Annotated in this window: 11 protein-coding genes; 3 read left to right on the top strand and 8 right to left on the bottom strand. The window is 62.7% G+C overall.

Annotation, left to right across the window (positions count from 1 at the left end; genetic code table 11):
• Window positions 1-64 precede the first annotated feature (64 nt).
• The 7 genes from KEC16_RS07765 to bioF form a co-directional block, all read right to left on the bottom strand.
• Window positions 65-466 (bottom strand): fucose-binding lectin II, encoded by a 402-nt coding sequence (locus KEC16_RS07765; protein ID WP_211547542.1) that lies wholly within the window; start codon window positions 464-466, stop codon window positions 65-67.
• A gap of 168 nt (window positions 467-634) precedes the next feature.
• Window positions 635-1,315 (bottom strand): hypothetical protein, encoded by a 681-nt coding sequence (locus KEC16_RS07760; RefSeq protein WP_211547540.1) that lies wholly within the window; start codon window positions 1,313-1,315, stop codon window positions 635-637.
• On the bottom strand, window positions 1,249-2,628 hold the full coding sequence (gene bioA, locus KEC16_RS07755) for an adenosylmethionine--8-amino-7-oxononanoate transaminase (protein WP_211547538.1): 1,380 nt from the start codon (window positions 2,626-2,628) through the stop codon (window positions 1,249-1,251). Before bioA ends, KEC16_RS07760 begins: the two co-directional genes overlap by 67 nt.
• Window positions 2,625-3,245: a dethiobiotin synthase gene (gene bioD, locus KEC16_RS07750; protein WP_211547537.1), complete on the bottom strand. Its 621-nt coding sequence runs from the start codon at window positions 3,243-3,245 to the stop codon at window positions 2,625-2,627. Before bioD ends, bioA begins: the two co-directional genes overlap by 4 nt.
• A 4-nt stretch (window positions 3,246-3,249) precedes the next feature.
• Complete coding sequence (locus KEC16_RS07745; RefSeq protein ID WP_211547535.1) at window positions 3,250-3,993, bottom strand: methyltransferase domain-containing protein; 744 nt, start codon at window positions 3,991-3,993, stop codon at window positions 3,250-3,252.
• The gene (locus tag KEC16_RS07740; protein WP_211547533.1) at window positions 3,990-4,622 is read right to left on the bottom strand and encodes an alpha/beta fold hydrolase; all 633 of its coding nucleotides are present in this window, start codon (window positions 4,620-4,622) and stop codon (window positions 3,990-3,992) included. The genes KEC16_RS07745 and KEC16_RS07740 overlap by 4 nt, the downstream gene beginning before the upstream one ends.
• Window positions 4,619-5,797: an 8-amino-7-oxononanoate synthase gene (gene bioF, locus KEC16_RS07735; protein WP_211547531.1), complete on the bottom strand. Its 1,179-nt coding sequence runs from the start codon at window positions 5,795-5,797 to the stop codon at window positions 4,619-4,621. Before bioF ends, KEC16_RS07740 begins: the two co-directional genes overlap by 4 nt.
• A 121-nt stretch (window positions 5,798-5,918) precedes the next feature.
• Between bioF and bioB the strand changes: the two genes are divergently transcribed.
• The 3 genes from bioB to KEC16_RS07720 all read left to right on the top strand — a co-directional run bounded on the left by bioB (window position 5,919) and on the right by KEC16_RS07720 (window position 11,311).
• Complete coding sequence (bioB, locus tag KEC16_RS07730) at window positions 5,919-6,893, top strand: biotin synthase BioB (RefSeq protein WP_346344052.1); 975 nt, start codon at window positions 5,919-5,921, stop codon at window positions 6,891-6,893.
• 180 nt (window positions 6,894-7,073) lie between these two features.
• On the top strand, window positions 7,074-7,910 hold the full coding sequence (locus KEC16_RS07725) for a PhnD/SsuA/transferrin family substrate-binding protein (RefSeq protein ID WP_211547527.1): 837 nt from the start codon (window positions 7,074-7,076) through the stop codon (window positions 7,908-7,910).
• 23 nt (window positions 7,911-7,933) lie between these two features.
• On the top strand, window positions 7,934-11,311 hold the full coding sequence (locus KEC16_RS07720; protein ID WP_211547525.1) for a response regulator: 3,378 nt from the start codon (window positions 7,934-7,936) through the stop codon (window positions 11,309-11,311).
• 8 nt (window positions 11,312-11,319) lie between these two features.
• Here KEC16_RS07720 and KEC16_RS07715 read toward each other — a convergent pair whose 3' ends face one another.
• A complete protein-coding gene (locus KEC16_RS07715) occupies window positions 11,320-11,976 on the bottom strand; it encodes a TetR/AcrR family transcriptional regulator (protein ID WP_346344051.1) in 657 nt (218 codons plus the stop codon).
• Between the last annotated feature and the right edge of the window lie 48 nt (window positions 11,977-12,024).

Here is a 12,024-nt window from a genome sequence, read left to right as displayed (position 1 = left end):
TGTCATGAATATAACGCTCAACATGCGGCGGACCGAAGCGGCCGCCGCATGCCGTCGGTGTCGATCAGCCCAGCGAGTTAAAATAGCTGAGGGTGACGGCGCTGTCGTTGTAATCGGTGCCGCCACCATCTTCGGAAATGAAATTGAAGGTCTGGTAATAGACGGTGCCGCCATAGACCAGGGCATCGGCATCCCAGATCACGCTGCTCCACTGGGCGCCGTTATTGGTGCCGATATACATGGTGTAATTGGCGTTGTTGGGAACGACGAAATGGCCCTGACCGATCTGGTTGGGGGTGCCGCCGGTGCCGCCAGAGCCGGTGGCGGTGAAGACGACGGTGCCGTTGGTGTCTTTCAACTGCACGAATTGGGTGTAAGCCGCCTGGGCGGTAACCGTCCAGAAAACAGTTTTGCCGGGGGCCAGGGTGATGGCAATGCCATTGCCGGAAACGGGACCAACGCTCATGGATCTCTCCTGTTTGTATCTTTTGATTTAAAATGAATGGCGCAATGCACGTATTCATCGAAAGCAATCTACAAACTTAGATTGATCGTATCAATGATATTAACGTTAAAGTTGTAATTACGCACACCATACTGGCGTTCTATCCGGGGCTTTACGGATAAAATATGTCTATTTTCCTTGCAAAATCAGGGCGGTAATCAAGATCAGCAGCACGATCGCCACGGCGATGGCGTGTTTTCGGCCTTGTGCCGATGGCCGCGCGGGCATGGGCGGGGCGGGAGCCGTCGTTGTTTCCGGCACGATGTCGGCAATGGGAGCCACTGGGGGAGCCACAGGGGGAGCCACAGGGGGAGCCACGGGGGGAGTCACGGGGGGACCCAATATGATGACGGGGCGTTCGACTGGCGGCGGCCCCAAGCGGATGCTGGGGCCTTGCGGAATTGGCGGCGGCAATTGCGGCGGCGGCGGGCAGGGGGGCAGTGCCGGGATCACGACCGGCGGTTCCACCTGTATCGGGGCCTGCACCGGGGGCGCAGCCGGTACCGGAACCGGAACCGGTCTTTCTTCTTCCTTGGTCGCCGCCGGTTGAACCGGCTTGGGCTGGCGGGGGGCACGCGGTTTTTTCGCTCTGGCGGTCTTGGCCGGCGGCGCCGCGGCGGCTTTGGCCCGCTTTTGCTGGATGGCGACGATCATGGCCTGGGCTTCGGCGGTGGACACCCCCACCGGCCGCAAGCGGCGCAACGACGCCTTGTCGGCGATCAGCGCCGCCAGTTTTTCGTCACTTAGGGCATCGAGGGCATAGCGGAACTCGTCATCCATGGCCCCGACGATTTCCTCGATGCGCAGCACGCGGCGTCTCCTGAAATCTTGGAAATCACATCGTCGATGATATCCCATGCATGGTGCAATGCAGCATCATCCATGCAATAGGGTGGCAACACATACATTACATTGCCCATGGGTCGGGTTAAAAGCCCGCGTTCGCGCAATTGCAGTTTCAGCATGGGGCCAATCTCGGCGCCATAACCGTCGCCGGGCAGATCAAAGGCGGCGATGGTGCCGCACAGGCGCGGGTGGGCGACGATGTCCAGGCGGGCGATATGGTCCAGGCGTTGGCGGTGCAAGGCTTCGATGCCCTTGATGCGGGCCTGGCATTGCGCCCCCAGCAGCAATTCCAGCGAGGCGAGACCGGCGGCGCAGCCCAGCGGATTGGCGGTGTAGGAATGGCCATGGAGAAAGGCCCGCGAGACCTGGGGGGCGAGGAAGGCCTGATAGATGAATTCCCGCGTCACCGTCATCGCCATGGGCAGGAAGCCGCCGGTCAGGCCCTTGGACAGGCAGATCATGTCCGGGGTGATGCCGGCCTTGACGCAGGCAAAGCTGGCGCCGGTGCGGCCGAAACCGGTCATCACCTCGTCCAAAATCAGCAAGGTGCCGGCCTGCGCCGCGCGCTCGGCCACGGCGCGCAGGAAATCTGGCCGGCACATGCGCATGCCGGCGGCGCCCTGGATCAAGGGTTCGATGATCAGGGCGGCGATACGGTCGCGGTTGCGGTCAAGAATGGCATCCAGGGCATCCAGGGCGGCGGCTTCGCGCGCCTGGATGGTGTCGTCACCATCCCAAGTGGTCGGGAACGGGGCGATTTCCACCGGGAACAACATGTTTTCCCAGGCGCCGAAATACCCCGAGGACCGCCCGACCGACATGGCGCCGACGGTATCGCCGTGATATCCGCCGTCGAAACCGACATAGACTTGGCGGTTCTGTCCCTGATTGCTCCAATATTGCCGCGCCATTTTCATGGCCACTTCCACCGCCGTCGAGCCGTCGTCGGAATAAAAGACCCGGTCCAGATCGCCGGGTAATTGCTGGCATACCTTGGCGGCCAGGCGCACCGCCGGATCGTGGGTGAATTCGGCGAAAATGGCTTGTTCCAGCGTCGCCGCCTGTTCGGCCACGGCGCGGGCGATCACCGGGTTGGCATGGCCGTGCAGATTGACCCACCACGACGACACCAGATCGACATATTCCTTGCCGTCGGCGGTCTGGATCATGGCGCCGCTGCCACGCACGGCATGCAGCGGCGGGGCGGCGGTGGCCGCCTGGGTGAACGGGTGCCAGATGTATTTGGCGTCAAGCGCCAAGATATCGTCGTCGCTCATGACCTAAACCTTTGGACAGAAAACGTGGGGGCCGGCAGGCTGGCCACCAGCGAGGCGGTCACCGCCGGCAAGGGCTGAATTTCCGCCAAAACCTCGACGGCGCCGAAATGTTCGATGGCCTGACGGTTGGCCGGATTCTTCTGCCCGTTCAGCACCACGCCCAGCACGGGGATATGGCGGCGGCGTAAGGCGTCCAGGGTCAACAAGGTGTGGTTGAGGGTGCCCAATCCCGACCGCGCCACGATCAGCGCCGGCAGATTAAGCGCTTCGATGAAATCCACGGTCAGCGCCACTTCGTTCAGCGGCACCATGATGCCGCCGGCCCCTTCGACCACCAGCGGGCCAAGCGGGGTGGGGGGGTGCAAGCCGGACAATTCGATGCGCGCGCCTTCGCGCCGTGCCGCTTCGTGCGGCGACAGCGGCGCTTGGAACACGTAAGCCGGCGGATGAATCACCGCCCCCGGCGCCAGCTTGGCCACCGTGTCGGAATCGGAATCGTCCAGCGCCCCGGTCTGGATCGGTTTCCAGTATTCGGCCCGCCAATGATGGGTCAGCCAGGCCGAAACCAGGGTCTTGCCGATGCCGGTATCGGTACCGGTGACGAACACGCCTTGCATGGATTTACTCCGCCGTGATCACCGCGTGCAGCACATGATAGGTCATTGGGGCCGGCTGGCCCAAGCGTTCCAGCACCCGGCGCATGTCCTTGACCGTCAACGGCCGGTGTCCGGGGGCGGGGGTGCCGGCGCCGATCAGCTTCAGCTCGGCGGCGAAAGCGCGGCCATGGGGGTAATCCAAGGTGAAATCCTGTTCCTCGATTCGGGCGCCAGCCGGCAGCACGGCGGCGAAGGCCTCGGCGGCGGGGAAGACGGGAACGCCGCAGGGCACGTCCAGAAGCTGGTGCACCTGCCGCCATTGTTGGAACGAGCGCAGCCCCAAGGTGGAAAAAGCCAAATGACCGCCAGGTTTCAGCATGGCGGCAAGGCCGGCGATGGTGGCGCCCAGATCGGCGAACCATTGCGCCGCCAGATTGGAGACGATCAGGTCGAAGCGACGGGCGCCCAAATCGGGGTTTTCGGCGTCCAGCACCTGGAATTCAGCATCGGGGGCGGTGCGCCGCGCCGCTTCGATCATGGCGGCGGAAAGGTCGGTGACCAGCCAGCGGCCGGTGACGACGGGGCGCATCCGCCGGGTCAGCAGGCCGGTGCCGCAGCCGATTTCCAGCACCTCGGGGGTGGTGGGGCGGTTCAGCCCGCCGACGATGGCGGTCAGGTGGGCGGCGGCGATGTCTTGCGCCCGGGCGGCGCTTTCGTAAGTGGAGGCGGCGGCGGAAAAGGCGGCGGCCACCTGATCCTTGCGTTTCATCTGATCCCCGACGCGAACAGACGAATCTGGCTGGCCACCCAATCGGGATGAGACCACGGCAGCAGATGGCCGGCGCCTTCGACCAGGGTCAGGCATTGCGGCGGAAACGAATCGCGGCTCATGGTTTCGGGCACGATCAGGTCGCGGGTTCCGGCCAGGGCCAGCAAGGGGCATTCCAGCGCCGCCATGGCGGCGCGTTCGTCGCATTCGGCCAGCCATTTCAACGCTTCGGCCATCGGTGCCGGGCGGATGGTTTCGGTATCGGGCTTTTCGACGCCGCAACGTTCCAAAAACTCCGCCGTCACCTCGACCGGATGGTCGGCGAAACGGGCGATCATGCGCTCCAGGCTGCGCGGCGGCGTGCCGGAGACGAAATCCTGGGCGCGGGTGAAGCGGGGAAAGGCGTTGACCGCCACCGCGCCGGACCAGGGTTGGGGGAAAGCGGCCAAGGCCCAGGCGAAGCCCATGGAATGACCGACGACGATGGGATTGTTGGCGCCGGGACGCAGTTGTTCGGCCTTGAAGCCCAGATCGATGAAGATGCGGGCGAATTCCGGCAGACGGTCGGCGACCGGACGCCAGAAATGGGCGTCAAAGCCCCAGCCGTGAATGAAGGCCAGGGTTTTCATGGCGTCGCCTCGACGGCGGCGATGACCGATGTGGCCAGTCGCTCGATATCGTCCTCGGCATGGGCGGCGGACAGGGCGAAACGGATGCGGCTGGTGGCCGGCGGCACTGTCGGCGGCCGGATGGCGATGCCAAGAAAGCCTTGCTCTTCCAGCCGCGCGGCCACCTGTAACGTCCGCTTCTCGTCGCCGATGATCACCGGCACAATCTGGGTGCTGGAATGGCCGGTATCCAGCCCGGCCTGATTGAGGCGTTCGCGCAGCATGGCGGCCATGGCCTGCAATCGGGTCCGTTCGGCGGTCAGCGTCGGCACCAGATCGAGGGCGGCGTCCATGGCCCCGAGCACCGCCGGCGGCAAGGCCGTGGCATAGATCAGCCCCGATGCTCGGTTGACCAGGAATTCCTTGAGCGCCCGCGATCCGGCGATATAGGCGCCAAAGCCGCCCAAAGCCTTGGAAAAAGTGCCCATGGCCAGATCCACATGGGTGCCCACCGACAGGCCAAAGCCGTTTGAACCCAATACGCCGGTGGCGTGGGCTTCGTCCAGATAAAGGAAGGCGTCCCATTCCTCGGCCAGCGCCACCAATTGATCAACGTCGGGGGCGTCGCCATCCATGGAAAACACCGATTCGGTGACGATGAAGCGCGGCCCTTCGCCGCGTCCGGTGCGGTCCAGCAATTCCTTGAGATGGGTCAGGTCGTTGTGGCGGAAGCGGTTTTGCTTTACCCCGGCCGATTGACACCCCATGTGCAGGCTGGCGTGGTTCAGCCGGTCGGTGAACACCAGCGGCTCGGCCGCCCACACGGTGCGATCCAACAACGCCGGCAAGACCGAGGCGTTGCATTGCCAACCGCTGGCCAGCACCAGCGCCGCCTCGACCCCCTTGGCGGCGGCGATTTTTTCCTCGACCGCTTCCAGGGCGTCGGAGTGACCGGTGACCAGACGCGACGCCCCCGAACCGGCGCCGTATTTCGCCGCCCATTCGCGGGCGCGCTCGATCAGCAGCGGGTGGTGGGTCAGGCCCAGATAGTCGTTGGACGAGAAATTCAGCAATTCCCGTCCGTCCTTGCGCACCCGCCCGCCGGGCAGGTGCTCGACCACGCGCAACGAACGCCGCCGGCCGGTTTCAGCCAGATCGTCAAGCACGCGGGACAGTGTTGCATCAAGATTTTGCATGCCCGACCTTCTAACGCCTAATCGGCAATCTTGCAAAGGCGGTGTTCGCGGTTCTACATTGCGCACCCGGAAAGCGGCGAAAAACCACGCTTCCAACAGGGTTACTAAGGAGATTGGCACGGTGAACGCAACAGCGCAGATCAAGGCCCAAGACGACGGGCTTCGTCACGACTGGACGGTGGACGAGGTGGAAGCCCTGTTCGCCATGCCGTTCATGGATTTGATGTTTCAGGCGCAACAGGTGCACCGCGCCAGTTTCGACGCCAACAAGATCCAGGTCTCGCGGCTGATTTCCATCAAGACCGGTTCCTGCCCGGAAGATTGCACCTATTGTCCGCAATCGGCCCATTACGCCACCGGCTTGGAAAAGGAAAAGCTGATGGCGGTGGAAGAGGTGGTGGAAGCCGCCCGCCAGGCCAAGGAAGAAGGCGCCTCGCGCTTTTGCATGGGCGCGGCCTGGCGCGGCCCCAAGGGTGAGGATTTCGAGGTGGCGGTGGCCATGATCGAAGGCGTCAAGGCCCTGGGCATGCAGACCTGCGCCACTTTCGGCCTGCTGGACAAGTGGCAGGCGCAGCGCCTTAAGGATGCCGGCCTGGATTATTACAACCACAACATCGACACCAGCCCCGAGCACTACAAGGAAGTCATCACCACCCGGACCTTCCAGGACCGGTTGGACACCTTGGATACCGTGCGCGAGGTCGGCTTGCATGTCTGCTCTGGCGGCATCGTCGGCCTGGGGGAAAACAATACCGATCGCGCCAAGATGCTGCTGACCCTGGCCAATATGGAGCGTCACCCCGATAGCGTGCCGATCAATCTGTTGATCGCCATTCCCGGTACGCCGCTGGAACACGCGGAAAAGCCCGATCCGTTCGATTTCATCCGCACCATCGCCGCCGCCCGCGTGATGATGCCGAAATCCTTTGTCCGCCTGTCGGCCGGGCGCGAGGGGATGAACGAGGAAATGCAGGCGCTGTGCTTCCTGGCCGGGGCCAATTCCATCTTTTGCGGTCACAAGCTGCTGACCGCCAAGAACGCGGCGCCGGGAACAGATAAAAGTCTGTTCGGACGGCTGGGGCTGTCGCCCCTGTAAACCAACAAAACCCGCCAGAGCTGCTCTGGCGGGTTTTTTGTTGGGATCAAGGCCTGGAAGCGGCGGCCCGCCGGTTTGGCGCCGGAACGGTCCCGTTTATGGTCGGTTCATGTGACCCGCAAACGTTGTTCAATCTTTGGCGATATATGCTCTCTCATCCATATATGGCGGGAGGATGTGATGGTTTTGCGTGGATTGGCGGTCTCCTTGGCTTTCGCCATTGCCGGGCTGAACGCGGCGCATGGCGAAACCCTGACCTTCGCCCCCCTGCCGATGGAGAGCCCGGAAACCGTGGTCAAGCAGGTCAAGCCCATGCTGAACTACCTGGAAAAGGGGCTGGGGGTCTCGATCAAGATTGATTATTCCTCGGATTACGCTGAAATCCTGGCCAAGTTCGAAAGCGGCGCGCTGGATCTGGCCTATCTGGGGCCGCTGCCTTACCTGACGTTGCGTGATCGCGTCGCCGCCGCTACGCCGCTGGTCCATTTCAAGGAAGCCTCGGGCAGCGCCACCTATACTTGCGCCATTGTCGCCCCGGCGGATGCCAAGCCCGATCTGGCCCGCCTCAAGGGCCGCAAGGTGGCCCTGACCCAACCCCTTTCCACCTGCGGCTATCTGTCCACCGATGGTTTGTTGCGTCAGGCCGGGTCTCGACTGGAAGACAATCTGTACCGCTATCTCGACAAGCATGACGAAGTCGCCCTGGCGGTAACCCGAGGCGAATTCGATCTGGGCGGGCTGAAAACCGCGATCGGCAAGAAATACGCCCATATGGGCCTGGTGGTGGTCGCCGAATCGGGGCCGTTGCCCGGTTTCGCCCTGGTCGCCAATGCCAAGACGGTCTCCCCGGAACGTATGGCCCAGTTGCGCGACGCCCTGGTCGCCGTCGATGCCGAGACCGCCAAGGGCTGGGGCGACAACATCCGTCGCGGCAGCGTCGCTGCCTTTGATGGCGATTATGACGGCCTGCGTCGGCTGCGCCGCACGGCGAGCATTCCCAATAACGGGAATTTCTAAGTCCAGATTGGGGATGTTGGGGGATGGGCCGCATTCTCGCTGTCTTTGTCGTGCTGGAAGCCTTGGTCGTGCTGTTCCTCAACATGGTGCGGCTGGACAAGGAACAGCAGCATTTCGCCCAGTACACGGCGGTGCTGGAAACCGCTTATCGCTCCAGCTTGCAAATGTACCGTCTGGCCATGGAGCTGTCTTATTTCGATCTGGTGGCCAAGCCCGAGGTCATTGATATCCTTGACCGCGCCAACAGCGCCGACGATCAGGAAAAAGCCCTGCTGCGCGGCCGGCTGTACCGAACGCTTTATCCGTTGTATCGGGAATTGCAGCAGCGCAATCTGCGTCAATTGCACTTCCATTTGCCCGATGGGACCAGCTTCTTGCGGTTCCATCAGCCCGATCGTTTCGGCGACCCGCTGTTCGATGTTCGGCCGTCGGTCCGCATCGCCAATACCGAGTATCGCAGTGTTCAGGGGTTCGAGGCCGGGCGCATCGCCTCGGGGTTTCGCTTCGTCCATCCCATCGCCCGCGACGGCCGCCATCTGGGCAGCGTCGAAACCAGCCTGACCTTCAAGGCCATCCGCAACGCCATGGCCGAACTGGACGCCACCCGCGAATATGCCTTTGTCGTCCGCCGCGACGTGGTCGAAAGCATTTTATTCGCCAGTCAATCCAATCTGTATCAGCCTTCGGCCCTAAGTTCAGATTTCCTGGTCGAGGATCCGGGGGTGCGGCTGGCCGACAGTCCGCCGGCCCTGACCGGGGAAGCCCAGCGCATCAACGCCGAACTGGCCGCCATGCCCGCGGTGATCCGCCGCATGGGTGACGGCGAAACCTTTACCGTCAAGGCGGTGAGCGATGGTCTGACCTATGCCGTGTCCCTGGTGGCGGTCACCGATGTCGGCGGGCGGCAGGCGGGCTACGTGATTTCCTATAGCCCGGCGCCGCTGGCCGCCCTGATCTTTCGCGAATTCGTCGTCTCGTTGGCGGTGGCGACGCTGATGCTGGCGGCGGCCTGTGTTTTGTTCGGCCGTTTGCAACGCAGTTCTACCGCGCTGGAGCATGAACGGGCCAGTTTGAAGGCGATTACCGACACCATGGCCGATGGTTTGTTCGTCATGGACAATCATGGTTTGATCGTGCTGGCCAATCCGGCGGCTTGCGCGGTTTTGGGCTATCAGGAACAGGAGATGCTGGGGCATCAGGCCCACGCCTTGTTCCATTCCCATGCCGTCAACGACCATTTGCCAATCAGCCAATGCCCGGTTTTCCAAGCGGTCAGCCGCAGCCAGCCCTATAGCGGCGAGGAATATTTCAGTCATCGCAGCGGCAAGGTCATTCCCATGGAGGTTGCCTCCATGCCGCTGATCCAAGATGGCCAATTGACCGGGTCGGTGAATGCCTTCCGCGATATCACCCCGCGCAAGGAAACCGAACAGGCGCTGATCGCCGCCAAGCTGGCGGCGGAACAGGCCAACATGGCCAAGTCCGATTTCCTGGCGACCATGAGCCATGAAATCCGCACGCCGATGAACGGCATCATCGGCATGACCAGCCTGTTGCTGGATACAAGCTTGTCGTCGGAACAAAACTATTACACCAACACCATCCGGGTTTCGGCCGAATCGCTGCTGACCATCATCAACGACATTCTTGATTTCTCGAAGATGGAAGCCGGCAAGCTGGAATTCGAGGATACGCCGTTCCTGTTGACGCCGTTGGTGGAAGGGGTGGTCGATATCCTGGCGCCGCGGGCCAAGGCCAAGGGCATCGAGCTGACCTTCGCCGTGCCGCGCGGCGGGTCAGGGGTTTTCGTCAGTGACGCCGGGCGATTGCGCCAGGTTTTGCTTAATCTGGCCGGCAATGCCGTCAAGTTCACCGAAGCCGGCACGGTGGCCATCGCCGTCGAATTGGCGCCCCGTGACGATGTTTCGGTGACGGCGCGTTTCGCCATCACCGATACCGGCATCGGCATCGCCGATGAAGCCAAGCAACGCTTGTTTAGCCGTTTCACCCAGGCGGATTCGTCGACCGCTCGTAAATTCGGCGGCAGCGGCCTGGGCTTGGCCATCTGCCAACGCATCGTTCACTCCCTGGGCGGCGATATCGGCTTTGACAGCCGGGCTGGGCAGGGCAGCACGTTTTGGTTCCAGTTTCCGTTACGGTTGGGCGATGCCCAGATGGCTTTGGAAACCCAGGGCAACGCGCTGGAGGGCCTGTCCATCTTGGCCGTGGCGGCCGATCCCGCAATGCGCGAGACCATGGGCCAATGCCTGAATGAGTGGGGGGCGCAGGTTGAATGCGCCGCCGATGCCCTGGCGGGGCTTACTGCCGCCCGTGCCGCCCTGCAATCGGACCAGCCTTTCGCGGTGGCCCTGATTGAAGCCGAAATGGTCAATATGAACGGCCGCGATCTTGCCAGTATTTTGCGCGCTGATCCGGCCCTGGTCGGGCTGAAATTGATCCTGCTCAGCCGCGATCCCGCCAGTATCGGCGCCGATGACCGGCGCCGGCTGGGATTGTCGGCGGTTCTTGATATACCGGTCCGGCAAAGTCAGTTGCTTGACAGTCTGATGCCGCTGGCGCCGCTTCACTCGGAAGCGGCACGGGGGACAGAGGCGACGCCGCCCTGTCCCTTGCGCATTCTGGTGGCCGAGGATAACGCCATCAATCAGCAGGTGGCGGTGGGGCTGCTGAGCAAACTCGGCCATCGCGCCGACGTCGCCCATGATGGCGCCGAAGCGGTCAGCCAGGTTCAGCAGGGCGAGTATGATCTGGTGTTGATGGACATGCAGATGCCCAACATGGACGGGCTGACTGCCGCCCGGACGATTCGCGCCCTGGCCGGGCCGGTATCGCGCATCACCATCATCGCCATGACCGCCAATGCCATGGATGAAGACCGCAATGCCTGCCTGGCCGCCGGCATGGATGATTATATTTCCAAGCCCATCGACCGCCAAAGATTGGCGGCGGTGTTATCGCGTTGGCAAGGCCGTTGCGCGCTGACGACGATCGGGGAAGCCGAAACGCCCCCGGCCCCTGTGGCGCCGCTGATTGACGCCGAGATGGCCGAAGAATTGTGCGATGCCTTGGGCGAGGAATATTTTCGGCGGCTGCAAGACAGTTTCATGGCTTCGCTGTCTGAACAGGTCAATGAGGTGGAAATCGCGCTCGGCGATGGCGATCACGGCAAAGCCGCCGCTGTCGCCCATTCCATCAAAGGCAGCGCGGCTAATCTGGGTTATGTTCGTTTGGCGGAGTGCGCTGCCGCCATGGAAGACGCTTGCCGCGGCGGTCACGGCGATGACGGCAAAGCGCGGATGGCGGTTCTGGTCGATGCCGCCGAGGCGACACGGATCGCCGTCTTCGCCCGCATCCCCCCCGGCTCAAGGGGGGCACCCTGAATCGCCGGTCAATGGGTGGCGGGATCTGCGGCCAATGCGGCAAAAGCGGCGGGCGCCCCTTGCAAGAAAGTGGCGATCAGACTGGTGATGACCTTGGTCACTTCGTCCGGGACCGGGGCGTTATAAATCCAGCGCCGCATGCCGACATATCCGATGGCGCCGTGCAGGCCGGCGACACATTCGATTTCGAATTCGGATACCGGGCGCTGGTTGTTCAGCCCAGCCTCGATCCGGATTTCGTGAATGAGCGGAACAAACAGCGTTTCGCGGATGAAGCTGAGATAGCGATTGGCGATCTCGCGGTCCTTCAGGCTGGCGAACATGAACAGGCGCACCCGTTCATAGCTGAAATTGGCCTGACTATAGCTGACATACAGGTTGATCAGACGATCCCGCAATGGGCGCGAGCGGTCTGACAGCAAGGCGGTCCAGCCGTTTTCCCAGCCGCCGACGAATACTTCGGCATAGACCCGGTCGATCAGCGATTCCTTGTCGGGGAAATAGCGATACAGCAAGGGCTGGGTCACGCCCAGGCGGTTCGCCAGGGCACGGGTTTGACCTTCGAAGCCGACTTCGGCGAAAAAGCGGATCGCTTCATCGACAATCAGCTTTTCGCGCTCGGAACGAGGCAGGCGGCGGCGGGTTTGGGCTGTGTTCTCGATCACGGTTGGCTTCCGGAAACGTCGTTTATGTGAATAAGGATATACCCCTTC

Origin of the sequence: Magnetospirillum sulfuroxidans (assembly GCF_018224925.1) — a bacterium.
Taxonomy (GTDB): domain Bacteria; phylum Pseudomonadota; class Alphaproteobacteria; order Rhodospirillales; family Magnetospirillaceae; genus Magnetospirillum; species Magnetospirillum sulfuroxidans.
This window is presented reverse-complemented; position numbering and strand designations above follow the sequence as displayed.